The 25,378-nt window shown below is 38.5% G+C and carries 24 protein-coding genes and 1 pseudogene; 6 read left to right on the forward strand and 19 right to left on the reverse strand.

Annotation, left to right across the window (positions count from 1 at the left end; genetic code table 11):
* The first annotated feature begins 8 nt into the window (after nt 1-8).
* From lipB to GQR55_RS01290, 3 genes are all read left to right on the forward strand, one after another.
* Nucleotides 9-662, forward strand: a complete 654-nt coding sequence (lipB, locus tag GQR55_RS01280; RefSeq protein ID WP_166419152.1) for a lipoyl(octanoyl) transferase LipB — start codon at nt 9-11, stop codon at nt 660-662.
* Nucleotides 659-1,624, forward strand: a complete 966-nt coding sequence (gene lipA, locus GQR55_RS01285) for a lipoyl synthase (protein WP_002958515.1) — start codon at nt 659-661, stop codon at nt 1,622-1,624. The genes lipB and lipA overlap by 4 nt, the downstream gene beginning before the upstream one ends.
* 170 nt (nt 1,625-1,794) lie before the next feature.
* On the forward strand, nt 1,795-2,034 hold the full coding sequence (locus GQR55_RS01290; protein ID WP_007585551.1) for an RNA-binding protein: 240 nt from the start codon (nt 1,795-1,797) through the stop codon (nt 2,032-2,034).
* Nucleotides 2,035-2,103: 69 nt separating this feature from the next.
* Here GQR55_RS01290 and GQR55_RS01295 read toward each other — a convergent pair whose 3' ends face one another.
* Nucleotides 2,104-2,697, reverse strand: a complete 594-nt coding sequence (locus GQR55_RS01295) for a TetR/AcrR family transcriptional regulator (protein ID WP_166419153.1) — start codon at nt 2,695-2,697, stop codon at nt 2,104-2,106.
* A 122-nt stretch (nt 2,698-2,819) separates the two neighbouring features.
* Here GQR55_RS01295 and GQR55_RS01300 point away from each other — a divergent pair, with 122 nt between their 5' ends.
* The gene (locus GQR55_RS01300) at nt 2,820-3,914 is read left to right on the forward strand and encodes an MBL fold metallo-hydrolase (RefSeq protein WP_166419154.1); all 1,095 of its coding nucleotides are present in this window, start codon (nt 2,820-2,822) and stop codon (nt 3,912-3,914) included.
* Nucleotides 3,915-3,927: 13 nt separating this feature from the next.
* Here the strand turns inward: GQR55_RS01300 and GQR55_RS01305 are convergent, their stop codons facing one another.
* Nucleotides 3,928-4,077 carry a hypothetical protein gene (locus GQR55_RS01305; protein WP_007585545.1) on the reverse strand — a complete coding sequence of 50 codons (150 nt, stop codon included), beginning with the start codon at nt 4,075-4,077 and terminating at the stop codon, nt 3,928-3,930.
* A gap of 142 nt (nt 4,078-4,219) precedes the next feature.
* Here GQR55_RS01305 and GQR55_RS01310 point away from each other — a divergent pair, with 142 nt between their 5' ends.
* Complete coding sequence (locus GQR55_RS01310; RefSeq protein WP_166419155.1) at nt 4,220-5,836, forward strand: M28 family metallopeptidase; 1,617 nt, start codon at nt 4,220-4,222, stop codon at nt 5,834-5,836.
* A 260-nt stretch (nt 5,837-6,096) separates the two neighbouring features.
* Here GQR55_RS01310 and GQR55_RS01315 read toward each other — a convergent pair.
* The 7 genes and pseudogenes from GQR55_RS01315 to GQR55_RS01345 all read right to left on the reverse strand — a co-directional run.
* A pseudogene (locus GQR55_RS01315) lies at nt 6,097-6,285 on the reverse strand (calmodulin); the annotation flags it as partial.
* 377 nt (nt 6,286-6,662) lie between these two features.
* Nucleotides 6,663-6,869 carry a calmodulin gene (locus tag GQR55_RS01320; protein WP_166419156.1) on the reverse strand — a complete coding sequence of 69 codons (207 nt, stop codon included), beginning with the start codon at nt 6,867-6,869 and terminating at the stop codon, nt 6,663-6,665.
* A 169-nt stretch (nt 6,870-7,038) separates the two neighbouring features.
* On the reverse strand, nt 7,039-7,251 hold the full coding sequence (locus GQR55_RS01325) for a calmodulin (protein ID WP_007585535.1): 213 nt from the start codon (nt 7,249-7,251) through the stop codon (nt 7,039-7,041).
* Nucleotides 7,252-7,878: 627 nt separating this feature from the next.
* The gene (locus GQR55_RS01330) at nt 7,879-8,094 is read right to left on the reverse strand and encodes a TIGR02450 family Trp-rich protein (protein ID WP_002958506.1); all 216 of its coding nucleotides are present in this window, start codon (nt 8,092-8,094) and stop codon (nt 7,879-7,881) included.
* Nucleotides 8,095-8,169: 75 nt separating this feature from the next.
* Nucleotides 8,170-8,523, reverse strand: coding sequence for a cupredoxin domain-containing protein (locus GQR55_RS01335; RefSeq protein WP_165728929.1), 354 nt, complete (start codon nt 8,521-8,523; stop codon nt 8,170-8,172).
* Nucleotides 8,524-8,543: 20 nt separating this feature from the next.
* The gene (locus tag GQR55_RS01340; protein ID WP_165741482.1) at nt 8,544-10,790 is read right to left on the reverse strand and encodes a heavy metal translocating P-type ATPase; all 2,247 of its coding nucleotides are present in this window, start codon (nt 10,788-10,790) and stop codon (nt 8,544-8,546) included.
* Nucleotides 10,780-11,223, reverse strand: coding sequence for a MerR family transcriptional regulator (locus tag GQR55_RS01345; protein WP_165741484.1), 444 nt, complete (start codon nt 11,221-11,223; stop codon nt 10,780-10,782). Before GQR55_RS01345 ends, GQR55_RS01340 begins: the two co-directional genes overlap by 11 nt.
* A gap of 320 nt (nt 11,224-11,543) precedes the next feature.
* On the opposite strand from GQR55_RS01345, the gene GQR55_RS01350 reads away from it, so the two are divergent.
* Nucleotides 11,544-14,186 carry an EAL domain-containing protein gene (locus GQR55_RS01350; protein ID WP_166419157.1) on the forward strand — a complete coding sequence of 881 codons (2,643 nt, stop codon included), beginning with the start codon at nt 11,544-11,546 and terminating at the stop codon, nt 14,184-14,186.
* A gap of 21 nt (nt 14,187-14,207) precedes the next feature.
* Here GQR55_RS01350 and GQR55_RS01355 read toward each other — a convergent pair whose 3' ends face one another.
* From GQR55_RS01355 to pnp, 10 genes are all read right to left on the reverse strand, one after another.
* Nucleotides 14,208-14,708 carry a DUF2059 domain-containing protein gene (locus tag GQR55_RS01355; RefSeq protein WP_165742258.1) on the reverse strand — a complete coding sequence of 167 codons (501 nt, stop codon included), beginning with the start codon at nt 14,706-14,708 and terminating at the stop codon, nt 14,208-14,210.
* Between the two features lie 130 nt (nt 14,709-14,838).
* Nucleotides 14,839-15,171 (reverse strand): Na+/H+ antiporter subunit G, encoded by a 333-nt coding sequence (locus GQR55_RS01360; RefSeq protein ID WP_007585525.1) that lies wholly within the window; start codon nt 15,169-15,171, stop codon nt 14,839-14,841.
* Between the two features lie 9 nt (nt 15,172-15,180).
* On the reverse strand, nt 15,181-15,450 hold the full coding sequence (locus tag GQR55_RS01365; RefSeq protein ID WP_007378493.1) for a K+/H+ antiporter subunit F: 270 nt from the start codon (nt 15,448-15,450) through the stop codon (nt 15,181-15,183).
* The gene (locus tag GQR55_RS01370) at nt 15,444-15,980 is read right to left on the reverse strand and encodes a Na+/H+ antiporter subunit E (RefSeq protein ID WP_166419158.1); all 537 of its coding nucleotides are present in this window, start codon (nt 15,978-15,980) and stop codon (nt 15,444-15,446) included. Before GQR55_RS01370 ends, GQR55_RS01365 begins: the two co-directional genes overlap by 7 nt.
* Nucleotides 15,980-17,497, reverse strand: coding sequence for a monovalent cation/H+ antiporter subunit D (locus GQR55_RS01375; RefSeq protein WP_166419159.1), 1,518 nt, complete (start codon nt 17,495-17,497; stop codon nt 15,980-15,982). The genes GQR55_RS01370 and GQR55_RS01375 overlap by 1 nt, the downstream gene beginning before the upstream one ends.
* Nucleotides 17,494-17,847, reverse strand: coding sequence for a Na+/H+ antiporter subunit C (locus GQR55_RS01380; protein ID WP_149594532.1), 354 nt, complete (start codon nt 17,845-17,847; stop codon nt 17,494-17,496). The genes GQR55_RS01375 and GQR55_RS01380 overlap by 4 nt, the downstream gene beginning before the upstream one ends.
* Nucleotides 17,847-20,639, reverse strand: coding sequence for a monovalent cation/H+ antiporter subunit A (locus GQR55_RS01385; protein ID WP_166419160.1), 2,793 nt, complete (start codon nt 20,637-20,639; stop codon nt 17,847-17,849). The genes GQR55_RS01380 and GQR55_RS01385 overlap by 1 nt, the downstream gene beginning before the upstream one ends.
* 217 nt (nt 20,640-20,856) lie before the next feature.
* The gene (locus GQR55_RS01390; protein ID WP_166419161.1) at nt 20,857-22,032 is read right to left on the reverse strand and encodes a hypothetical protein; all 1,176 of its coding nucleotides are present in this window, start codon (nt 22,030-22,032) and stop codon (nt 20,857-20,859) included.
* Nucleotides 22,019-22,897: a lipoprotein NlpI gene (gene nlpI / locus GQR55_RS01395; protein ID WP_166419162.1), complete on the reverse strand. Its 879-nt coding sequence runs from the start codon at nt 22,895-22,897 to the stop codon at nt 22,019-22,021. Before nlpI ends, GQR55_RS01390 begins: the two co-directional genes overlap by 14 nt.
* Nucleotides 22,898-23,038: 141 nt before the next feature.
* Entirely contained in the window at nt 23,039-25,165 is a 2,127-nt protein-coding gene (gene pnp, locus GQR55_RS01400; protein WP_121954717.1) for a polyribonucleotide nucleotidyltransferase, read from the reverse strand.
* Nucleotides 25,166-25,378: the final 213 nt, after the last annotated feature.

Genomic DNA, 25,378 nt, shown 5'->3' on the forward strand with positions numbered 1-25,378 from the left:
GATTTGTTGTGAACGAAAATACTTTGATCGTACGCCAACTGGGTCGCCAGCGTTATATGCCAATTTGGCAAAAAATGCAGGACTTTACCGACACCCGTGATGAAAATACGCCAGATGAAATTTGGCTTGTAGAACACGAGAGTGTATTCACCCAAGGTCAAGCTGGTAAGGACGAACACTTACTTGCTCCTGGCGACATTGAGGTGATTAAAGTTGACCGTGGCGGGCAAGTAACTTACCACGGTCCAGGCCAGCAAATGATGTATGTATTATTTAATCTACGTCGTTTAAAAATTGGTGTACGTGAACTAGTTACGTGGCTTGAAGAGTGCATTATTGAATCACTCGCCGAATACGGTATCAAGGCGTATGCTAAAGCTGATGCACCAGGTGTTTACGTTAACGACAGCAAAATTGCATCTCTTGGGTTAAGAGTTCGTCGTGGTTGCTCGTTTCATGGCTTAGCATTAAATGTTAATATGGACCTAAGTCCATTTTTACGCATTAACCCATGTGGTTATGCGGGCATGAATATGGTGCAAACTAAAGAATTAGATGGTCCTCAAAACCTAGAAAGTGCGGGTGAAGGACTGGTAAAACACATGATCAATAAGCTTAATGCAACACAGGTTAAGCATACTGAAGGGTTTGAAAACGAATGAATAAACCAGTCAAAATGGAACCAGGTGTAAAACTACGCGACGCAGAAAAAATGGCGTTGATCCCAGTAAAAGTTTTACCTACAGAAAAAACTGAAATGTTACGTAAGCCAGAATGGTTAAAAATTCGCTTACCTAAATCAACAGATCGCATTGACGGCATTAAAAAAGCGCTACGTAAACATGGCTTACACTCGGTATGTGAAGAGGCTTCGTGCCCTAACCTATCAGAATGTTTTAACCACGGTACCGCTACCTTTATGATTTTAGGTGCAATATGTACTCGCCGTTGCCCATTTTGTGATGTTGCCCATGGTCGCCCATTAAAACCTGATGCCACTGAACCTGAAAAGCTAGCACTTACTATTAAAGATATGAAGCTAAGCTACGTTGTAATCACTTCGGTTGACCGTGATGATTTACGTGATGGTGGTGCACAACACTTTGCTGATTGTATTCGCGAAATTCGTAAGCACAATCCAACAATCACTATCGAAATTTTAGTACCAGATTTTCGTGGCCGTATGGACCGCGCACTAGAGATACTAATCGAGACGCCACCAGATGTGTTTAACCACAATCTTGAAACTGCGCCACGTTTATACAAACTAGCTCGTCCAGGTGCTGACTACAAATGGTCATTAGAATTACTTCGTCGCTTTAAAGAAGCTCACCCAGAAGTAAAAACTAAATCAGGCCTAATGGTTGGTTTAGGTGAAGAAATTAGCGAAATTGAAGAAGTACTTCGCGATTTACGTGCTCACAACGTAGATATGCTTACTGTAGGCCAATACCTACAACCTTCTAAGCATCACTTACCGGTTAAGCGCTACGTGCCACCAGTAGAGTTTGACGGCTTAAAAGCGTATGCAGACGAAATTGGCTTTACTCACGCGGCTTCTGGTCCGTTTGTACGCTCAAGCTACCACGCAGATCAACAAGCCGCTGGTAAAGAAGTGAAATAAATAAACTTAAGTATTAAACTACTTTTATAGTAAAAAATGCCGTTAGTTAATAAATTAAACTAACGGCATTTTTGTATGTGATAAATTTTTTTTACCATTTATCAAATAAAATTAGGTTAAACCCATCTAAGTTGAGATAATTAGTACTGACATAATTATTTAGGTTCATTATGAAACTATTAGTTCGTAACTTGTCTCGTGCTACCACTGAGCATGAGCTTCGTACTTTATTTGCAGAGCACGGTAAAGTGACTACCTGTAACTTAGTACTTGATAAAGAAACTGGCCAATCTAAAGGTTTTGCCTTTTTAGAAATGCCAAACGACATAGAAAGTAAAAGCGCTATTAAAGCACTTAACCAATCTACTGTTGATAAAAGTAAGATCCGCGTAAAACTTGCAGACGCTTAAAGCTAACTGCAACTTATGCTAAAAAACCAGCTAATGCTGGTTTTTTGCTTTTAGTGCACAGTATTGCATTTAGGCTTTATATTTAGCTAAAAACAAACTAACAGTTTGCTCTATTACTTTATTATTTTGCTGCTCTTCTGCTTTTTCAAACCCATAAAGCAACGGATAAAATACAAAAGACTTTAACTGATACACAAACTGTTTTGCTGCAATGTTTAAGTCATCAACTTTTAAAGTATTAGCCTTAGTAGCCTCTTTTAAAAAACCTTCAAAGTAGCTCATACATCCCATTGTATTATTGCTCAAAGATTTAGCTAACTGTGGCTCTTGTAGCATTTGCATAAAAGCTATTTTAGCAATGCGTAAAAAATCGGGGGAAGTGAGCATCCCTACTTCTTGCTCTGCAATAGCGCTAAGCTGTTGCTCAATAGGCTTATTTTTATCAAAGGAAATAACATCACCATGATTAATTTTAGCCAGCATCGTTGATAATATAGCCTGAAACAGTTCGTCTTTAGTCATAAAATGGTTATACACAGTACGCTTTGATGCACCCGCTTTAGCAGCAATTTGATCCATACTGGTATGCTCTACACCATTTTCATAAAATAATTGCTCTGCAGCTTCTAATATATCTATGCGTTTTTTTTCTGATAATTTCATAATGGGATCTTCAATTACTTATACATGTATTTTAACCAAACAATAAATAAATGCACTAAGTAGTTTACTTTTTATATAAATAATGAAAAACTACACTCACTAGTTTACTTTAAGGTTTAACGATGACATTTTTTAAATGGTTAGTTGTGATCATCGCCGTCATTATTTGTGGAGTGTATAGCGTGAATAAAAGTTTAGTTGCTCATGGGTTAGAAAATACAGCTAATATTAAGCATTTTGATAATGGTAAGTTTCACAACGATGCCAAAGTTGAGCCGACTACATTGAAAAAAACACTGGGACTAATAGCGCGCTATATTAAAGAAAAACGTACCAATATTAGCCCTTCTAGTCCGGTGCCTATGCACTCATTAACAAAAGATATGCTAGATAAATTAAGCAATAATACAATTCACGTAGTTAAATTAGGGCACTCTACGGTGCTATTAAAAGTGCATGGTGAATACTGGCTACTTGATCCCGTATTTAGTGAGCGCGCTTCGCCATTTTCGTTTTTAGGACCAAAACGCTTTTCGCCCACTCCAATTAGTATTACTGATCTACCTGAGATAGATAGAGTGCTTATATCGCATAATCATTACGATCACCTTGATAAAGCAGCTGTAAAACAACTAGCAACAAAAACAAAACAGTTTTATGTTCCTTTAGGTGTTGAAACTGATTTACAAAAATGGGGGATTGAACCAAGTAAAATATCTTCATTTAATTGGTGGCAAGAACAAAAAACTGAGCATGCATTAGTTGCCTTTACACCTACTCAGCATTTTTCTGGCCGAGGTATTAGTGATACAAATAATACCTTGTGGGGGTCGTGGGTTATTAAATCAAAGGAACAAAGCCTCTTTTTCAGTGGTGACTCAGGCTACTTTGCTGGCTTTAAAGAAATAGGTAACAAGTACGGGCCATTTGATTTAACGCTTATTGAAACCGGTGCTTATGATAAAGACTGGGCCGATATTCATATGACGCCGGAAGAGTCTGTTAAGGCACACTTGGACTTACAAGGTAAAACCATGGTGCCTATTCATAATGGTACATTTGATTTAGCGTTTCATACCTGGATAGACCCACTTGAGCGAGTGACAGCAGCAAGTACAGCTAATAACGTTGCATTAAGTACACCGCAGTTTGGTCAAATATTTACAATAAACGATGCCCCCATACACGATAAGTGGTGGTTGCAATCATTTAAATAAAACTAAGCGGCTATTAAGCCGCTTTTTTTATACTTATAGTGCCCAATATTATAAAAGAAGCTGACAGCACAAAAAATGTCTCCTGCTCAGCTAATATTGCAGCAGCAAAAAATGCAATGCCACTAGCTATAAATAAATACCCACTTTTTTTACATTGGCTCATTATATGCCCCTTTAGGTTGTTCGTTATTTATACACCTTATAAAACTAATCTACAAATGCATGAAAAGTTCTCTATAAAAATTCGACATCGCTGCGGTGCTTCCTTTATATTGAAAGCCTAATTAAATAACAATATGAAAAATATGGCATCTACTCTTATAAAAAGCGCTAGCCTAAGCCTGCTAGTTGCACTATTTGGCTGCTCAGAGCCTGCAAGCGAACAAACTCCATTAGAAAATACAGCCGGTGTAAGCCTTAGCAATATTAAACAACATATTAAAACGCTAGCCTCGGATGACTTTGAAGGCCGCGGCCCGCTTACTCATGGCGAAGTAAAAACAGTAGGCTACTTAAGCGAGCAATATAAAGCGCTGGGTTTAACCGGAGCTTATAAGGGTAAATACTTACAGCCTGTAAAAATGGCAATGGTGACGGCTAATCAGGATATGCAGTTAAAGGTAGGTGATTTAAGCTTTAAGTCAGGTAAAGACTTCACTGCACGTACCGAGCAACTTCAGCCATTAATTGATGTACGCAATTCTGACGTTGTGTTCGTTGGCTATGGTATTAATGCGCCAGAATATAACTGGAATGATTATAAAAATATTGATGTAACGGGTAAAACAGTGGTTGTGCTAGTTAACGATCCAGGCTTTGCGACTCAAAATGATGCCCTATTTACTGGCAATGCAATGACCTACTACGGTCGCTGGACTTATAAATATGAAGAAGCGGCTCGCCAAGGTGCAAAGGCTGTATTTATTGTCCACGAAACAGCACCCGCAGCGTACCCTTGGGGCGTAGTTGAAAGCTCAAACACGGGTACTAAATACACGTTAATGGATAACAACTTAAACGCATCAAAATTACCGGTTATGGGCTGGCTAACACTTGATGCGACCGAGCAAATGTTTAACGCTGCAAAGCTAAACTATCAAGATTTAAAGCAAGCAGCATTAAGTGATGACTTTAAAGCGACGCCACTTAACTTAAAAGCAAACCTTGTTTTTAAAAACGAAATATCCCATGCCAAATCGCATAACGTCGTTGCACAAATTACAGGTAGCGAATCACCTGACGAGTACGTGGTTATAAGCGCACATTGGGATCATTTTGGTACGAAGCAAACCGATGCAGGCCCTAAAATTTACAATGGCGCAGTAGATAATGCTTCTGGCACGGCAGCAACCCTTGAAATTGCACGCATCATGAGCGAAATGAACAAGCAAAAACCATTTAAACGCTCAATTATTTTTGCTAACTTTACAGCAGAAGAAACGGGATTAATTGGTTCTGAAGAGTTTGCATCGGGCGCGGTTGTACCAACAAAAAAAATGGTCGGTTTATTAAATATTGATGGCATGAACGTGCTTGATGGCACTGACTACATTTTACAATACGGTAAAGATTTATCGACAATGGAAAACTATTTAGCAAAGGCTGCAAAATCACAAGGCCGTGTTGTTAAAATGGATCCTCGCCCGCAAAATGGTTTGTTTTTTAGATCAGATCATTTCTCACTTTCTAAGCAAGGTGTACCAAGCTTATTATTTATGAGCCTGGGCGATACCGACCCTGAGTACATAGCGCATAAATACCATAAAGAAGCTGACGACTACTCTGCTGATTGGTCGCTAGGGGGAGTTAAGCAAGATATAGATCTTATTGTTGATATAGCCGCTCAACTTGCAAACAATGGCGATTGGCCAAAGTGGACTAGCGAGTCTGACTTTAAAGCTAAGCGCGCACAAGATAAGTAGTAATAGCTATTACTGAGTAATATAAAACCCTCCTAGTTGGAGGGTTTTTTCATTAAGCCATATATAAATGCTTTTATTGCCCAAGTACCACTTTAAACATGATTACCTGCACCCTATTAATAAAATAGTTAGCACAGTAAATCTGTCTATAGTGACAAACTATAAAAATTTTTACGAAAAAAGCAACTAAGTATTAAATACTTAGTTGCTTTGTGAGTATGACTGGTAAGGTTTTACAACTAACTCAAATATAAAGCCTGTTACTGAACCGTTGAAAACTCTTCTTTAGATAACTCGCCATTTCCATCTGCATCTAATTGATCAAATAACTGTACTAGTTGCGAGTTTACTTGTGCTTCTGATTTGCTAATTACGCCGTCGCCATCAGTATCAAAAGAATCAAAATCTACCGCAGCAAACGCCGCTGAAGAAGAAGCTAGGGCTACAAGTGGTAGGGCGTGTTGATCTTTGGTGGGTGAATTTGCAGCAGTATGTTTGGTTTTTAGGCAAGGCAGAGCCTATGTAGTGTGGTTATTCCCCATAAATAGGCGATAACGCAGCATAAATACCAAACATACGCTGCCCTTTGGGTTCTTTCTAGGGACTATTAACTCTTTGTTGCTCGGTTTTTACTTAGCCCACTAGGTTACAAACCTCGCGCCGCGATTTAATCGTTCCTAGATTGAACAAATTTCAATCCACAAAGATCAATACGCCCTAAAGTTTTGTGTAATGTTTTCATAAGCGTTTCCTTAGGCTTTGTGCCTGATAAGAGAGAGGTAAGAAGTCCTTTTCAAAGATCCTTTAGGAGTAAAGTTTGAATAAATTAATATTCAAAAAAATCATTTTCTGTAAGGCCACCACTACTTTGAACATTCAGCTCGTCAAATTGCTCTATCACTTGCGCCGATTTTTCAGAGCGATTAATTAAAGCATTGCCGCCTGTATCAAGTGTTTCAAAGTCTGTGTTTGCAAATACAACTGACGAGGAAACAATAGCTATGAGCACAAATATTGATTGTAGCTTTTTCATAATTTAATCCTTCAAAAGTATGCGGTGTCCTAAATAAATTTGCTCAATAGTGTTCTCTAGTCACTTCCTGGTTATTCTTTTTAGTAGGCTCCCTTGCCTACTTAGGTTGTCTTTGGCAACTCAGAATTTAGATAACATCACAGAGCATTAACTGCTTAAGGCTTTAATTTTAGGCCTTAGAAAACTCATCTTCAGATAGCTCACCATCTTGGTTTGTATCGAGTTCTTCAAATTTGCTTAAAAGCTCAGCATCTACTGAAGCTTCGGCTTGGCTGATTGCGCCATTACCATCTACGTCTAGCGTATCAAAATCTGTTGCTGCAAAAGCCGCTGATGAAGAAGCTAGCGCCATTAGTACTAATGTTGATTGAAATGTTTTCATAATAGTATTCCTTCATTGGGTTGTTGCGATTAAGGCCTTTGGCTTTCATCACGTTTTGCTTAATACACTCTTGGTATTACAACTTCGATGCCACTTTTTATTTGTTATTTAAAAACAATGGGTTAAACAATATAAAGCGAGAGAAGCTAAATTTGGGGAGATGCTTTTGTTGCTTTTTAGCAACAGTCATTTAACTAAAAAAAATAAGCCAATATAAATCAATAAGTTAACTTTAATTAAAAAGACACACTTTAGCTAAAAAGCCAGTGACGGGAGCATTTAGGTTCGTCTTCAAAATAAACTGAATATGAACATGGAAATTACATAGGATTTATTCAAGTTTATTAAAAAATAAACTTATTTAAAATTAGATAGTTATATTTTTTTGAGGTATTTTATAAAAATTGTGAAGTGATATTTTGAAATTAACTGTTTTGTTGCCAAATGGCGAATTTATCTAGAAAGGTTGCAATGTGAAAGCTAAGTTATAGCATTGAGTTCATAACTTAATGCGCCGTAAAATATAGGTTCGCTTGAGTTAAGCAAACCTACATCGTGTGCCAGCCATCTGCAAAAGTACCGCTAAAAGTGCCACTATTTGAGGGAGGTAAATTATATAGATTTAAACTACTTCCACCCTTGTAGCCACTTTTGGTTGTCTTTTAAATCTCGCCAACTAATTGGATATTGATTTTTTGACATAACAGCCTCGGTAATACACTCAATTACATTGCCGTCTTCATCAAATTCCACCTCAACAATAATAAAGTGCTTTTCTTTATTTATAGCAGGTGTTGCGGTCCATTTACTATTCAATAATTTTTTAGGGTTTAATTTATTCATTTAATATAGCGACTCCTGCTAATATCACAGCTTATATAAAGCAACTATACGACCCCAACACCTACTTAGTTCAGGTTACTGCGCAACTAGCTTACCTTTGTACATTTGCATTTGGCAATGAAAGTCATATTCACCAGCTTCAAGCGCAGGTAGTTTAACTGTATTACCATCACCCATTGCCAGAGCTTTACTTATATCAAGCTGTGGAAATATCACTGTTTCGGCGCACGGTGCGCTGTCTTTTCTATCAAAGGTAAGTACAACCTCTTTGTTGGCAGCCACTTGAATATGGCCAGGCTTATAGATACCGTTATCAACGACTATCGTTACTTTATTGTCATCACTTTGTGTTTGCTCTGGTTTGTATAGCCAAAACCAATAAATAATTGCGGCTATTAACAGTGCACCACCTATATTAATCATCAACATAATGTACTCCTTAGCTTAAATTACGATTTATTTGGTTTGAAAAAACGTAAGCGATTAGCGTTACTTACCACAGTAAGCGATGAAAGTGCCATAGCAGCTCCTGCTACAACGGGGTTAAGTAATATGCCAAAAAATGGATACAACACGCCGGCTGCAATCGGAATACCCGCCACGTTATAAATAAAGGCACCAAATAGGTTTTGTTTAATATTTGAAATAGTTGCATTACTCACGGCAATTGCATCAGCAAGGCCATGTAACGAGCCACGCATTAAGGTAATGTCTGCACTTTCTATTGCTACATCAGTACCTGTACCAATTGCAAAGCCTACATCGGCTTGCGCAAGTGCGGGAGCATCGTTAATACCGTCACCAGTCATACCCACTATTTCACCATTGGCTTGGCGTTTTGTTACTTCGTTTACTTTGTCATCGGGCATTACTTCTGCAATAAAGTCATCAATACCAACTTGCTTAGCAACAGCTTGTGCAGTGGCTTTGTTGTCACCAGTTAGCATAACTAGGTGGATACCTTTATTTTGCAGGCGTTTAATCGCTTCTACTGAATCCTCTTTAATAGGATCTGCTACAGCAATAATAGCGTGGAGCTTATTATTACTTGCAAAATACATGGGCGTTTTAGCATCACTGGCAAGTGTTTGAGCTTGCTCGGTTGCATCATCAACACTCACATTGTATTTATCCATTAGCGCTTTGTTGCCAAATAACAATGTTTGCCCGTCAACACTGCCAGTTACGCCTTTACCTGTAATGGCATCAAAGTCGGTAACTTTACTCAGTGTTAAGCCATGCTTTTTAGCGTATGCCGTAATTGCTTCAGCCAGTGGATGCTCTGAGCTACTTTCAAGGCTTGCAACACATTGCATTACTGTATTTTCGTCGCTGTTGTTAAATGTAACCACATCGGTAACTTGCGGTGTGCCTTGAGTAATAGTGCCTGTTTTATCTAAAATCATGGTGGTGATTTTAGATGTAGTTTGCAGCGACTCGCCATTTCGAATTAATATTCCCGACTCAGCGGCTTTACCAATACCCACCATAACCGACATAGGGGTTGCGAGTCCCAGCGCACAAGGACAAGCAATAATAAGTACCGTGGTTACAGCAACAACGGCATAAGCAATTGATGGCTCAGGTCCAAAGTTTAACCATGCAAGGCCAGCAAGTACTGCTATAATCATGACTGTTGGTACAAATATCCCTGATATAACATCAGCTAAGCGCCCTATTGATGGCTTAGAGTTTTGTGCACGCTTTACCATATTGATAATATTGGCAAGTGTGGTTTCGCTACCAATGTGCGTGGCTTTAAATAATAAAGTGCCACTTTTATTAATACTTCCGGCAACGACTTTGTCGCCCGTTTTTTTGCGGGCAGGCATTGGCTCACCAGTAAGCATTGACTCATCAACCGTACTGCTGCCTTCAATAACGTCGCCATCTACAGGGATTTTTTCACCCGGGCGAACACGTACTTCATCATTTTTTACAACATCACTAATGTCGATGTCTTGCTCTTGATCATCGCGTATTACGCGTGCAGTTTTTGGTTGCAGACCAATTAAGCGTTTAATTGCCTGTGAGGTTCGCCCACGTGCTTTTACTTCAAAAGCGAGCCCTAAACTAATTAAACCGATGATCATCGATGACGCTTCAAAATATACGTGTCTTGCGACTTCTGGTAATAAATTTGGTGCGATTACTACAAACATCGAATACAACCACGCAGTACCTGTACCAAGCGCTATTAATGTATCCATATTTGCCGCATGGTTTTTAAATGCTTGCCATGCGCCGTTGTAAAATTGTTTACCTGATATAGCCATAACTACAAGCGTGACTATACCCACTAAAAACCACGCTATTCGTTGTGTGTCGGTGGTTACACTCATGTCAAAAATAAGCCCGTATATCATTAACGGTGTACCGACTCCTAACGCTAATATCATATTACGCATTAGCTTTTTGTAATGTGCCTCGTCTGACTTTGCTTTTTCATCAAGTGCATCTTGATCAGATTCGTTACTCATTGGCTTAGCTGAATAACCAATGTTTTCGACTGCTTTAATAAGCGTGCTTTCGTCGGCTTTACCTTCTACACGTACAGTACGCTCAGCAAAGTTCATTTCTACGCTTTGCGCACCTTGAACACTATTGAGGGCTTTTTCAATTTTGGCCACACAACTGCCACAATTAGCACCTTCAATAATAAAGTTTTGCGCGGTGTCTTTTGTATTAGTCGTCATTACGCTGCTCCTTATTTGCAGAATCGTTTATTGGATCAACAAAAGATTCTATTAAACTACACACGTCACTGGTATTTGCACCATCGGCTGATGTATCCCATTGCTCCAGAGCTGCATGCATTCTGTTTCGTAATTTTAATGTTTCTTGAAATAGTGCTTCGGTTTCTTCTAGGCGTTTAGTAATGAGTTTACGCGTTAACGGACAAGGACAATTCCCCTGCTCTGACTCGCCTATAATCTGTTGAATATCTTTGAGTGAAAAACCAAGTTGACGAGAGCTAATAATAAACTTTAAACGTTGCTGGTCTCGCTTTGTATATTCTTGATAGCCATTTTCTTCACTGCGTATTGGATTAAGTAACCCAACACGCGTGTAATGACGAACAGTATCGGCAGTCACGCCCATTAACTTGGCGAGTTGTTTAACATACATAATTTAGCTCCGTCATGTTTCAGTAGTTTCATAATAAACCTAGGTGCAACACATAGGTCAATAGCATCATTAAAATGCAATGACTTTTCCCTACAAAAAATATAATAGTATAAACTTAACTCGTATTTTTAATCGAAAGTTGGATATAGTGCAATTAAACGCATACTATAAACTCCCTAACAAATTGATTATTTTATGTTTTGCTAAAATACCTTATCATTTTTATAGGTTGCCTATATAGCAATCTAGGCATAGCAGAAAATGCTAAAAATAATATTCTGATCATTCATTCTTATCATAGTGAGCATGAGTGGACCAGTATGCTTAAAAAAGGATTTGAAGATTCTTTTAAAGAAGAAAAAAGTACGCATTTATTCCATGAATTTATGGATGCTAAGCGCTATCCTCAAGGAAAATTTAAAGAACAATTTTTGACCTACCTCCAACACAAATACATATCTACTAATTTAAGCCTTATTGCTGTAACAGATGACTCTGCACTCGAGTGGGTGACAGGTCACAGGGCTACATTTTTCCCTTCATTACCAATTGTATACAGTGGTATTAACCAAGTTACACCTGAAATTTTAGCAAAAAAAAACATGACAGGTGTTTTCGAAAATAGAAACCTTGCCCAAACAGTATTCGATATAAAGAGAATGACGGGGAAAGAACAGTTAATTGTTATTTCCGACAGCAGTATAACCGGTAAAATAAACTTAAATAAAATTAGAGCAATTAATAAGGACCCAAAAGCACCTAAACATATTTATGAGGTCATCGATTTAAATGAAATAGATATTGCAACAACACTTACCCCATACTCTAAAAACATTCCAATACTGGTGATCGGACAACTCATTAATCCCAATCAAAGAAATGAACTTATTCGCTGGAGCGAGAGTAGCTCTTTACTAGCTAAGCATACTACTAGACCCATATTCACTATTGCAAAAGTTACGTTAAATAATGGCGCAACTGGCGCACACGAACTTGACGGTATTCAGCACGCAATGCAGACGAGTCAGCTCATTAAGAAAATATTAAATGGTACTGAGGCTTCACTGTTACAGCCTATTTTACAGGCGCAAAGCATATGGGTTTTAGATGTTGGAAAATTAGAAGAAATTGGTATTAATTTAGCTTTAACCCCCACACCTAAAGTTCTTATTAATCAAAAAACAAGCTTTTATAAAAAGTACAAAACCTACGTTTGGCTTACTATTACAGCATTTAGCACAGCACTGTGCATCATTATATTAATGGCTGAAATAATTCGACGTACAAAGCAAAACCAAAAAATATTAAATATAAATCAACAGCGTTATAAAGACTTAGCTCAAGCTGGCGCAAATGTATTTTGGGAAACAAATCAATTAGGTGAACTTTGCTATATTTCTGGTAATACAACGTTATTTTTTAATTTATCTCAGCAAAAAATGCTTAATCATACCTTTGAGTCATTATTGAAAAATAACAATAATATTGAGTTTCCTTGGGAAAATTATAAAGTAGCTACTGAGAAAAAAAATAAAATAAAAAACCTAATTATAAAAATAAAATTATCCAGTAAAGATCTTAAAATTTTAATGCTCGTGGCTAAGCCAACCTTTGATCAAAACAGTAATTTTTCGGGTTACCGCGGAATAATTAAGGATATCACACAGCAACATCAGCTTTCGGAACGAGTCGTATATCAAGCAAGCTATGACCAACTTACTGGGCTTATAAATCGCCAAACCTTTAATGAAAAACTGAAAGCTTACTTATCTAATAAGCAAAATAATCAAGCTCCACGCTTTTTATGTATACTCGATTTAGACCGCTTCAAATTAGTTAATGACAGCGCAGGTCACCTAGTTGGTGATGCCATGTTATGTGAAGTCGCGACACTTATAAAGCAAAGCATTACTAATAAAGACTTACTTGCACGTTTAGGCGGGGACGAATTTGCTTTATTAGTTAATGATTCAACTTTAGAGCAAGCTCAGCTCACCTGTGAAAAAATAATTAGTACGATTAGAAGCTATAAGTTTATATGGAATGAACGAATTTTTGACTCAGGTATTAGTATAGGTATGGTGCCTATAACATATGGACTAAATGCGACAGAGTTACTTAGTAAAGCAGATCTAGCGTGCTATAAAGCTAAAGAACTAGGCCGAGGTCGTGTTTATATTACCGATCACGGTAACAATAGTTTATACAACGAAGCACTTCAAATAGGCTATATTGCGAATATTAGCCAAGCTATTACTAATAATCAGTTTTTTTTAGTTAAACAGCAAATAGCTCCACTAAGCTCTTCTATAAGTGAACAAGCCCACTACGAAATTTTAATTCGCTTTAAAGCGCTTGATAATAAACTAATTCCCCCTGATTTATTTATTCCAGCTGCAGAAAAAAATGGCTTAATAACATTAATAGATCAATGGGTAGTGAGTACTTTATTAGTGAGATATAGAGAGTTTTTCCCTGATAATAATACCCTTGTATCTATTAACTTATCTGGGATTAGCCTAAGTAATGAGGCGTTTGTACAACACATAATTAAACTCATAAAAAAAAGTGATATCAATGCTAAGAATATTTGTTTTGAAATCACCGAAACAGCTGCTATATCTCAGATAACTAAAGTTCAAAATTTTATAAGAGAGATGAAAGTACTTGGTATTAAGTTCGCAATCGATGATTTTGGCAGTGGCGCGTCTACTTACGAATATTTAAAAAACCTACCAGCTGATTATCTTAAAATAGATGGCAGTTTAATTAAAAATATTGAACGCAGCCAAGTAGATCAACAAATAGTCAAATCTATTAATGAAATAGCCCATATGATGGGAATGCAGACCATTGCAGAGTTTGTAGAGAATGAACAGATTAACCAAATACTTGAGACTATCGGTGTTAACTATGTACAGGGCTACCATATTGGTAAACCCTGCCCATGTGATGAAAAATAAAAGTTTAGATAAATATCAGCCTTACTTATTTTCACCCTCGCGAGATACTTTTAATTCGTCACTTAGTTGCTGCGCTAAAGCTTGTATTTTAGGCATTGCATCTTGCATTAAGCTTTGTGACATTTGCATAGATTCTTGCATTACAACTGGCATTTTAGCGAGTATTTTTTGCCCAGTATCTGTTTTATAAAAAGCTAACATATCGGCAATTTCTTGTTCATTAAAATGCTTGTCGTACACGTTAACCATCATTGGCTGCATTTTAGCCCAGCTCATTTGCGTTTTTAATACTGCTGTCATATCTGCGTAGTATTTATCAAAAATTGGCTGCTCAGAAGGCTTAACGCCCATTTGGTCTGACATGCCTTTCATCATACCTTCAACCTGGCCGTACATAGAGTCAACCATTGAATCTAAATTCATTACACTAATAAGTTCATCTATTTTTTGCTGCTTAGTATTTTGTTCAGCATATAAACTACTAGAAAAAATCAGTAATGATAAAAGTAGTACCTTACCCATAATAATATCCTTTCATATAAATAATCGTTTTATAGTTACATTATTAATTAGTCTTGTAAAGGGTACAAGCAATCACTAAAAAGGCCGAGTAAAATGAATTTATTCGGCCTTTTATAAATATATTTTTATGTTAATCGTCTTCTACATTATCTAGGCCTTTAGTGCCTTCTTTGGCTTTTAGCTTATGATGAATAGCTGACTTTATTAGCATGTAACCACTAATCGGTGCCGTAATTAGTAAAAATATAGTAATGAGTATTTCTTTAACACTTAGGCCATGCCCTGAATTTGCAAAATAAACCATAGCTGCAATTAGCATACTTGCCATGCCCAACGTTGTTGCTTTAGTTGGCCCATGCAAACGCATAAAAAAGTCAGGTAGTTTAACTAAGCCTATTGAGCCAATTAAAATAAACGTACCACCAAATAACAATAATATTGATACAACCCATTCGCTGATCATGTTTTCACCTTATTCAATTATATCGCCACGTAGTAAATACTTACACACTGCAACTGTACTTATGAAACCTAGCATGGCAATAAGCAGTGCAGCTTCAAAATAAAGCCCTGTATCCATACTAATGCTATATAAAATAATCAGTGCAATGACGTTAATGTACATTGTATCGAGCGCTAAAACACGATCAGGCACTGATGGACCAATGATCAATCGCCATAAATTAAGCAATAATGATAAGCCAATCATCGAAAAAACAATGAGTAATACAGTGTCTAACATTGAAATATCTCCTTTAGTGGAGCTTCGTAGCGTTGTTTAATCTGCTTAATTAGTGCTTCTTCATCTTTTAAATCGAGCACATGTATTAATAAATAGCGTTGAGTTGGTTCTTCCCCTTCCGCGAGTGATTCTGGAATAGGGTAAATCTCGGCGCTAACCGTACCAGGTGTTAATGAAACACAGCTAGCGAGTATTGTAATTGGCATATCATGCATTAAATCTATAGGGACTTTTATAAATGCAGGGCGTAACTTTTTTGCAGGCCCCATTATTAATAAAGCAACTTGTAAATTAGCCACAACAATATCGTAAAGCACTATAATCAACTGCTTGAACGCTAAACCAGGCTTTAAAATAAGTGGCTGAGGGTCGCGTAGCGAAAAACTTAGCAGCGGTATAAATATGGCAAAAAAAGTTGCCAGCACTAAATGCCCTGCCGATACGCTATTATTTAGTAATAACCATATTACAAATAAGAATACACTTCTAAACGGTGTAGGTAACCAACGATAACGGGCTTGTAATCTCATTACACACCTCCTCTAATTACAGCGTTAATACCACCGCTTATATCGTGCAACTGCGTGGCTGCATCAAGCATGTATTCGCTTATTGGACCGCCGAAAATAACTAACAATGGCGAACAAGCCAGTAATCCAATAATTACTATTACTTGCAGTGGATGCGCATTTACGCCATCTGAATTTTCATTTTTTCTGTCTTTACGTTCCCAAAACAAGCTAGTACCCGCGCGCGAAAGCGCAATGAGTAATACAAAGCTCATAATTAAATAAACAGGCCAAAACAACTGGGCTTGCTCACTATTTAAAGTGGTTTTAAGAATCCATATTTTGCCTATAAAACCCGATAGAGGCGGCATGCCAGCTACGGTTAACGCAGCAATAATAAAGCATCCTCCCAGCAGGAATGGCTGATTAACCATGCGTCCACCAACTAGTCTGTCGGCAGCTTTACCTCGCTGAGTTGCAATTAAATCGGCCAATAAAAAGAGCGCCGCACATACAAGCGTTGAATGTACTAAATAGTATAAAAGCGCAGCTGTTGCATTTATGTTTTGTAGTGCAACAAGAGCAACCAAAGTTCCTACCGATACTACAACCAAATTTGCGGTGAGCTTACGTAAGTCTTGCGCTGCCACAACGCCTATAGCGCCTACAATAATGGTCGCAATTGCTAAGCCCCATAACCAAGGCTGGGCCATGTGCTCAAGCAAACCCGCTTGCTCACCAAATATTACGGTATATACACGTAACATGGCATAAACGCCTACCTTAGTCATAATTGCAAACAGCGCAGCGACAACAGGTTTTGCGCTTGCATAAGTATTTGGCAACCATAAGTGTAGTGGTAATAGTGCGCTCTTAAGTGCAAATACAACTAACAGTAATAAACCACCTGCTTTAGCTAAATATACGTCGTCACCTGTTAATAATGAGACTTTTTGAGCCATATCCGCAATATTTAATGTACCAAGTACACCGTATAAAATACCCAAGCCAATTAAAAATACGCTTGAACCAACTAAGTTTAATATTACATATTGCAGCGCCGCGCGTGTATTTTGTTTATCGCCCGCATGCATAAGTAATGAATAAGACGCTATAAGTAATACTTCAAAAAATACAAATACGTTAAATAAATCACCGGTCAAAAAAGCACCGTTAACGCCTAACACTAAAAAGTGAACAAGTGGGTGAAAAAAGTTCCCCTTAGCATCATCACCAGCACAGCTATATAAAATAACACCTAGGCCAAGTAACGATGTAAGTGCAACCAAAAGCGTAGAAAGCATGTCGGCTACAAGCACAATACCAAATGGTGCTGACCAGTTACCGATTGCATAAACGTTAATACCCGTATTATGTACGTGTATTAAAAGAAGTACGCTAATAGCAAATGTGATAATTGCCATAATGGACGACGCAATACGACGAATATGTAAACTTTTTCCACATGGTGGTAGCAGTAAAATAACGGCTGCTAGCATAGGCAGTAAAATAGGGAGAGAAGCTAAATGTTGAATCATTTTTGCTCCTTACTTTCAGCTGCACTTTTTACTAAATGGCCGTCAACATGGTCACTGCCTAAATCGGCGCGCCCACGTATTGCTAAAATAACCACAAAGGCGGTCATTGCAAAGCCAATCACTATTGCAGTAAGTACTAAGGCTTGTGGCAAAGGATCGGCATAATCTGTACCAGTACCCAATACCACCGCTTTATTTATAGTAAGACGACCCGCTGAAAACAAAAATAAGTTAACAGCGTATGAAATCATAGTAAGCCCAAGTACAACAGGAAACGTACGAGCTCTAAGCAGTAAAAATATACCGCAACTGACCAATACTCCAACGCAAGATGCGTACAATAATTCCATTAAATATTTACCTCTTTTTTCTGGGTATCTGCTGTCATATTACCTAAGCTTGCTAAAATCATTAACGTAGCACCTACCACGGTTAGGTAAACACCTAGGTCAAATACAATGGCACTGGCAAGCTCTGTTTTACCTATAAATGGAATATCAAAATAATCAAACCATGTGGTTAAAAATGGCTTATCAAAGAACCAACTTCCTACCCCAGTAAATAGTGCGATACCAATACCTGACGCAATAATTTTTCGATAGTTAACACCAAAACGTTCGCTGATCCACGCCGAACCATGTGCCATATATTGTAAAATAAAGGCAATAGACGTCACCAAGCCTGCTATAAAGCCACCGCCCGGAAGGTTGTGCCCACGTAAGAAAATATAAGCCGATACCAACAATGCAAGTGGTAATAAGCTGTGTGAAATACTGGCTAACAAAATAGGATGGCGCTCTCGTGCCCAAGGTCTGCCCTCTCCATCACTGGCTGGCATAAATAGTGGGATTCTCGAAAGTACTTTAAATATACCCAGTGCAGCAATACCTAAAACGGTAATTTCTCCAAGCGTATCAAAGCCCCTAAAATCAACCAAAATAACGTTTACCACATTGGTACCACCACCGCCTGTTTTAGCGTTAGCAATAAAGAAGTCAGAAATTGAATCAAGTGGGCGAGTAAGCAATGCATAGCAAATACTTGCAATAACAACACCTAATGTTGAGGCAATGCCTAAGTCGCGCAATACACGTAATGAACTTGACTCTTTTGGGGTATGTTGCGGCAAAAAGAATAGCGCCAACATAAGTAAAATAACGGTAGCAACTTCTACTGTTAATTGAGTAAGGGCTAAATCAGGGGCCGAAAAACGTGTAAACGCCACCGATACCATTAACCCCACTATTGAAATCATTAGCAGTGCAACGACTCGCGAACGATGCCAAATAACGGTAGCTATTGCACCTATTATTAATAAACCTGCGCCAATTGCATTATGAACATCTACCGGTGTGCGCGGCATAGTACCTGCCAGTTCTCGCATTTCAAATAATGGCCAACCTGCACACAGTAATACAACGCCTAACATAATAACTAAGTAACGTTGTAGAGAGCCATTTTCAATGTGACTGATTCTTGATTGGCACCACGCGACCATCGATAAAACAGCGCGCTCAAAGGTTTTTTTAGCATTGAGTGGCGGTAACGAAGCTTGGAACTGAAATAAATATCGACGATTAATATAAATAAACAAACCACCTGCCACAGCCATGGCACTCATCAGTAGCGGTAAGTTAAAGCCATGCCATAAAGCCACTACATAATCGGGCATTGCTTTGCCTAATACAGCTGAAGATGCTGAAGATAAAATACCGCCGACGATAAAGTGCGGGAACATACCCACAAGCAAACAAATTACAACAAGGATTTCTATCGGTACACGCATGTAACGCGGAGGTTCATGAGGAGTACGCGGTAAATCAATTGGGTCGCCATTAAAAAACACATCATGGATAAAGCGCGCAGAATACGCGACCGAAAATGCACCCGCAATCGTAGCCAATACCGGTATTAACCATGACATAGAGCCTAGTACTTGTTGGTGCAGTGTTTCTGCAAAAAACATTTCTTTAGATAAAAAGCCGTTAAGTAAAGGCACGCCTGCCATTGATGCAGCCGCGACCATTGCAAGTGTGGCCGTATAAGGTAAGAATCGCCACATGCCGTTAAGTTTGCGCATGTCTCGGGTGCCTGTTTCATGGTCAATAATACCCACAGCCATAAATAGCGACGCTTTAAAGGTTGCATGGTTAATTATATGAAAAATAGCGGCAACAGTCGCAAGCTCAGTATCAAGCCCTAATAATAGCGTTATTAAACCTAAGTGACTTATTGTTGAATAGGCTAGCAGCCCTTTTAAATCATGTTTAAATAAGGCTATATAAGCACCAAACAACAATGTAGCTAACCCTGTTAATCCTACAAGAATAAACCACGTATCGGTGCCTGCCAATGCAGGATAAAAACGCGCTAATAAAAATATACCGGCTTTCACCATGGTTGCAGAATGTAAATACGCACTCACTGGCGTAGGTGCTGCCATTGCATGTGGTAGCCAAAAGTGGAATGGGAATTGTGCCGACTTTGTAAACGCACCGAGTAATACAAGTACCAAGGCAAGTTCGTATAAATCGTGAGATTGAATTATTGCTTTGCTTACTAAAATTACATCTAAGTCGTAACTACCAACAATATCACCTAGGAGCATCAAGCCTGCAAGTAATGCTAAGCCGCCTGCCCCGGTAACCGCCAGAGCCATACGCGCGCCCTTGCGTGCTTCTGACTTATGCCACCAAAAACTAATTAATAAAAATGAGCTGATGCTAGTTAATTCCCAAAACAACCAAAGTTGAATAACGTTGTTAGACATAACAATGCCGAGCATTGCGGTCATAAACAACATTAAATAACTATATAACTTAGCCATTGAGTCGTTAGCACTGAGGTAGTAACGCGTGTAGAGGATGACAAGCAAGCCTATGCCTAAAATCATAAACATAAACAATAAACTGAGGCCATCTAAGCGCAAGGATAAATCGAGCCCTAATGACGGGATCCATGATAATGAGTAACGAATGGTTTCGCCCGCTAAAACTGCAGGTGCATGGTATAAAGTAATACCCAAAGCAATCAAAGGAGCAACAGCCGTTAGGCCTGCGCTTTGATTACGAGATAACTTACCGGTGCATGCAGAAATAACACTGCCAATTAAGGATAACAGGGGTATCCAGAGCAAAGTCATAGTGTAGGGCCTTTTATAATTATAAGTTTATCAGGGCATCCCTATTTTGGTAACTAGGGGATGCTTTTACTGCCTGTTTTTAAACGACATTAATGACTATAGTTATACTGAAAAACACTGATTTTGTCTATAAAAAGCGACTCCACATGGCTGATTTTCATACAACTTCAAACATTTTATTTAGCTCATAAGAACAATTAATTAATACTGATAACACTTAATTTAGTGTAGCCTTATTTGCAAATATAAGCGCGCTGGGATGGCGATAAGGATTACCATTGGTCATATCTAAATGCTTCAACCAAAGCTTCCTATACTGCACCGAGAGCCCTAGCTGCTGATACTGCATAATAGACCACTTTTCACTAGGCTTATAAGCAATACCACCTAGCTGACAACTCTTTGCTCTATACCAACCGGCTGGCGGCGATTCACCATGGGAAACAAATAAGTTAGGTGCAACAAAACCACTTTGTGTGCACAGCCATGCTTGTTTAGTTTTAGGTAATGCATATTCATCTTCAAAACCGTTAAAGTGCATTAGTTCATGCAAAAATACACTGTAATTTGCTTTTGAGTTTATTAACATTGTTCCCTTAGTAACATTAGCCGTTCCGTCTTTAGGCATCATCACTATAAAATCAAAATTGTTAGGAAGCTGGTTTTTAAGTTTAGATAATTGCCAGTCACACTTTGCTACCTGATTAACATTACTTTTGCACTCAAGCATACCTGCAACGTAAACTGGTTTTGAAAAGCAAAAAATATTTTCGCGAGGCTCTGGTTGTTTATTATAAGCATTAATAAACTCAGTAAGTTTATATAAGCCACTACGGTGGTCGCTCATAGTCAACACGTTAAACATACATTGCGCATTAGGCTTACTTATATTTTTTAAAGATGAAAAACCAAGATCATTAATAAACGCGGTAGATATTTTACTCTGAGGTGCTTTTAATTGAAGTTTCAGATGGTTTAGCACATCCCCTGCTGGTAATTTATTTTTACTAGCGAGTAGTTTTAGATCGCTCCAACGTGATTGTTCAAACAACTTTGCTGCTAATATTTTACGCTCTGAAATTGTTAACTCATTTATACCAGAGAGCCAAAATTGTTTTGCAGTATCACTCTGATCTTTTTTAATAAGCCTAAGAGAATACATATATTGTGCTGAAGAGATTTGATTGCGAGCGAGTACAGCTAAAGAGGTATTTGGTAACTGCTCTAAATGAGCTGAGAAATAGACGGGTGAATTCCAGTAACTTTGTAGCACATTGGCTTTTGCATTTAAAACATGCCAAAAGCCAATAGCGCCAAGATGATTACTCGAGCCTGTAATTAACAAACAACAAAGTAATACACCTACTAATTTAAAACGCTTAACTTGCGTCAACACCTTCCATCAACTCAAGCTCTAAACGCGCATATTTGTATTCAATAAACTCGTGCACGTTAGTCGCAAGCGCAAGCCTAAAATAATCGGATGCTAAATACAGTTCACCCGCTGCTTGATGCATTTTAGCTAGGTAAAAATAAGCTTCACATAAACGCTGCGCATACTCTTGCTCAGTCCTAACACCATCACTAATGCCTGATAAAAACGCATGCTCAGTCATATCGCCCGTATAAAGAGAGATTAACTGATATGCCCATTGCGATTCATCAAGTGCCGTTGCATTCGTTTTAAGTGACTCAATTGCTGCTACTTTATCTTCTTGTGCACTTGCTAAATAAACCCATAACACACGGTATGGATCATTTGGAGAGCGCGCTAAAAATTCATCAAAGTCGTTTTTAGCAAGGCTTGGTCTATCACCGTAATAAAGGGCTATACCTCTATTTAAATAAGCATATTCATGCTCTTCATCAAGCTCAAGAGCTGAATCAAAAAACTCATAGGCTTTTTCGAACTGCTGCATTAGCGTGTGTTGAATACCTAAAAAATTATACACTTCGGCTAAATCAGGTTTGAGTTTTACTGCACGATTAAAATCAATACGCGAAAGAGTAGTCATACCTAGGCTATCAAAAAGTACACCTCGGTCGTAATAAAGCTTAGCTTGTTGTTCTTCGCTCAAGTCGGCTCTGTTTAATAATTCAGAGTAACGAGCAATAGCAATTTCACTTCTAAAGTCAGAAGCTAACGGTGCTGTAAAAGGCACATTAACAATCGGGGTTGGTTCTGATTCTGTTGTAGTTTGACAAGCGCTTAAAGACAAAATAGCAAAAGATGCCAAAGCTAAATGTTTGAGTATCATTAAAATCCTTAATACCAAGATATATCGCGATTAATATAAGACAGACCTTGTCTAATAAGGTTTCATTAAAGCATAAAAAAAGGGGCTAAACAGCCCCTTTTTTACTATCTAGCTAATATAACTAGATTAATAAGTTAGCAATTACGCGTCAGTTGGCGCGTCAGCTGCAGGTGCTGCTGATTCCATTGCTTCTTTAATACTTAGACGTACACGGCCTTGGCGATCTACTTCTAGTACTTTAACTTTAACTTCTTGACCTTCAGAAAGGTGATCAGCAACGTTGTTAACGCGCTCTGTACTAATTTGAGAAATATGTACTAGACCATCTTTACCAGGAAGAATGTTTACAAACGCACCAAAATCTACGATACGTACAACTTTACCTTCGTAGATAGTACCTACTTCAAGTTCAGCTGTTAATTGCTCAATACGGCTAATTGCATTAGCTGCACTTTCGCCATCTGTAGCGGCAATTTTAATTGTACCGTCATCACCGATTTCAATCGTTGTACCTGTTTCTTCAGTAAGTTGACGAATAGTTGCGCCACCTTTACCGATAACTTCAGCGATTTTCTTCTGTGGGATCTTCATTGTGTAGATACGAGGAGCAAACATTGATAGCTCTTCAGAAGGAGCAGAAATCGCTTCGTCCATCACTTCTAAGATATGTAAACGTGCAGCTTTTGCTTGTTTAAGCGCAATTTGCATGATTTCTTGAGTGATACCTTCGATTTTGATATCCATTTGAAGTGCTGTAATACCAGCAGCCGTACCAGCAACTTTAAAGTCCATGTCACCTAAGTGATCTTCATCACCTAAGATGTCAGAAAGAACAACGAATTTATCGTCTTCTTTAACTAGACCCATTGCGATACCCGCAACAGACGCTTTAATTGGAACACCAGCATTCATAAGTGCAAGTGAAGTACCACACACAGAAGCCATTGAAGATGAACCGTTTGATTCAGTAATTTCAGATACTACACGGATTGAATATGGGAATTCAGTCAGTGTTGGCATTACAGCAGCAATACCACGCTTAGCAAGGTTACCATGGCCGATTTCACGACGCTTAGGAGAACCAACAAAACCAGTTTCACCTACACAGAATGGAGGGAAGTTGTAGTTAAGCATAAAGTGGTTTTTATGAGTACCAGTTAAATCGTCGATTAACTGTGAATCACGTTCTGTACCAAGTGTAGCTGTTACTAACGCTTGAGTTTCGCCACGAGTAAAGATAGCAGAACCGTGAGTACGCGGTAATACGCCAGTCATTACGTCTAGTGCACGAATCATATCTGGTTCACGACCATCGATACGTTTTTCGCCAGAAGCGATACGGCCACGAACGATTTTCTTCTCAAGTGAACCGAAGATTTTACCAATTTCTTGCTTATCTAAAGACTCGCCTTCAGCAAGTTCAGCTGTTAATACTGTAACAACTTCATCTTTAGCTACGCCAAGTGCTTCTTTACGCGCTACTTTATCAGTAATTAAGTAAGCTGCGCCTACTTTATCAGCGGCAATTGCTGCTACTTTATCTTCAAGTGCAACGTTTTTAGCTGGTGCAGTCCAATCCCAAGTAGGCTTGCCTGCTTCTGCTTTAAATTCCTCAATTGCAGTGATGATCGCTTGAGATTGCTCATGACCATATACAACAGCGCCAAGCATTACGTCTTCTGCAAGTACGTTAGCTTCTGATTCAACCATAAGTACAGCTTTATCTGTACCTGCTACCACTAAATCAAGTTGGCTTTCTTCAAGCTCTTTTAATGTAGGGTTAAGTACGTATTCGCCGTTGATGTAACCAACGCGAGATGCACCAATTGGACCACTGAACGGGATACCAGAGATAGCAAGTGCTGCTGAAGTACCGATCATCGCAACCATATCAGGTTGGATTTCAGGGTTAACAGAAACAACAGTAGCAATAACTTGTACTTCGTTTACAAAACCGCTTGGGAAAAGTGGACGAATTGGACGGTCAATAAGACGTGCAATAAGTGTTTCGCCATCGTTAGGACGACCTTCACGCTTTAAGAAACCACCTGGGATACGACCAGCAGCGTACATACGCTCTTGGTAGTTAACTGTTAGTGGGAAAAAGTCTTGGCCAGGTTGTGCTTCACGCTTACCAACAACAGTTACTAAAACTGAAGTGTCGCCAATGCTTGCAAGTACAGCGCCGTCAGCTTGACGAGCGATTGCACCAGTTTCTAGAGTCACTGTATGTTGACCTAGTTTGAATTCTTTAATAATTGCTTGCACTTAAAATATTCCTTAAATGTATTCTAATAAGTTGTCATCAAAGTACCAATTACAGTACATAATTGTATTCAGTTGGAAATCAATTAAGTACTACAATTGGCAATGATGTGAATAAGCATAGATAAACCTTTTTACCTACGCGCATAGTATATACCAAAGCTACTTCAAAATGCGAGTCTAGGGTGTGTTGATCTTTATGGATTGAAATTTGTT

The sequence above is a fragment of the Pseudoalteromonas sp. Z1A8 genome, from assembly GCF_011378855.1.
Classification (GTDB): Bacteria; Pseudomonadota; Gammaproteobacteria; order Enterobacterales; family Alteromonadaceae; genus Pseudoalteromonas.

Coding starts and splice junctions, on each gene's coding strand:
- GQR55_RS01340 (WP_165741482.1), bottom strand. CDS start 10,790: ATGACGACTAATACAAAAGACACCGCGCAAAACTTTATTATTGAAGGT.
- lipA (WP_002958515.1), top strand. CDS start 659: ATGAATAAACCAGTCAAAATGGAACCAGGTGTAAAACTACGCGACGCA.
- GQR55_RS01380 (WP_149594532.1), bottom strand. CDS start 17,847: ATGGAATTATTGTACGCATCTTGCGTTGGAGTATTGGTCAGTTGCGGT.
- nlpI (WP_166419162.1), bottom strand. CDS start 22,897: ATGATACTCAAACATTTAGCTTTGGCATCTTTTGCTATTTTGTCTTTA.
- GQR55_RS01355 (WP_165742258.1), bottom strand. CDS start 14,708: ATGGGTAAGGTACTACTTTTATCATTACTGATTTTTTCTAGTAGTTTA.
- GQR55_RS01310 (WP_166419155.1), top strand. CDS start 4,220: ATGGCATCTACTCTTATAAAAAGCGCTAGCCTAAGCCTGCTAGTTGCA.
- GQR55_RS01295 (WP_166419153.1), bottom strand. CDS start 2,697: ATGAAATTATCAGAAAAAAAACGCATAGATATATTAGAAGCTGCAGAG.
- GQR55_RS01375 (WP_166419159.1), bottom strand. CDS start 17,497: ATGATTCAACATTTAGCTTCTCTCCCTATTTTACTGCCTATGCTAGCA.
- GQR55_RS01350 (WP_166419157.1), top strand. CDS start 11,544: ATGCTTAAAAAAGGATTTGAAGATTCTTTTAAAGAAGAAAAAAGTACG.
- GQR55_RS01320 (WP_166419156.1), bottom strand. CDS start 6,869: ATGAAAAAGCTACAATCAATATTTGTGCTCATAGCTATTGTTTCCTCG.
- GQR55_RS01300 (WP_166419154.1), top strand. CDS start 2,820: ATGACATTTTTTAAATGGTTAGTTGTGATCATCGCCGTCATTATTTGT.
- GQR55_RS01345 (WP_165741484.1), bottom strand. CDS start 11,223: ATGTATGTTAAACAACTCGCCAAGTTAATGGGCGTGACTGCCGATACT.
- GQR55_RS01365 (WP_007378493.1), bottom strand. CDS start 15,450: ATGTTAGACACTGTATTACTCATTGTTTTTTCGATGATTGGCTTATCA.
- GQR55_RS01330 (WP_002958506.1), bottom strand. CDS start 8,094: ATGAATAAATTAAACCCTAAAAAATTATTGAATAGTAAATGGACCGCA.
- GQR55_RS01385 (WP_166419160.1), bottom strand. CDS start 20,639: ATGACTTTGCTCTGGATACCCCTGTTATCCTTAATTGGCAGTGTTATT.
- GQR55_RS01370 (WP_166419158.1), bottom strand. CDS start 15,980: ATGAGATTACAAGCCCGTTATCGTTGGTTACCTACACCGTTTAGAAGT.
- GQR55_RS01335 (WP_165728929.1), bottom strand. CDS start 8,523: ATGTTGATGATTAATATAGGTGGTGCACTGTTAATAGCCGCAATTATT.
- GQR55_RS01305 (WP_007585545.1), bottom strand. CDS start 4,077: ATGAGCCAATGTAAAAAAAGTGGGTATTTATTTATAGCTAGTGGCATT.
- GQR55_RS01360 (WP_007585525.1), bottom strand. CDS start 15,171: ATGATCAGCGAATGGGTTGTATCAATATTATTGTTATTTGGTGGTACG.
- GQR55_RS01325 (WP_007585535.1), bottom strand. CDS start 7,251: ATGAAAACATTTCAATCAACATTAGTACTAATGGCGCTAGCTTCTTCA.
- GQR55_RS01290 (WP_007585551.1), top strand. CDS start 1,795: ATGAAACTATTAGTTCGTAACTTGTCTCGTGCTACCACTGAGCATGAG.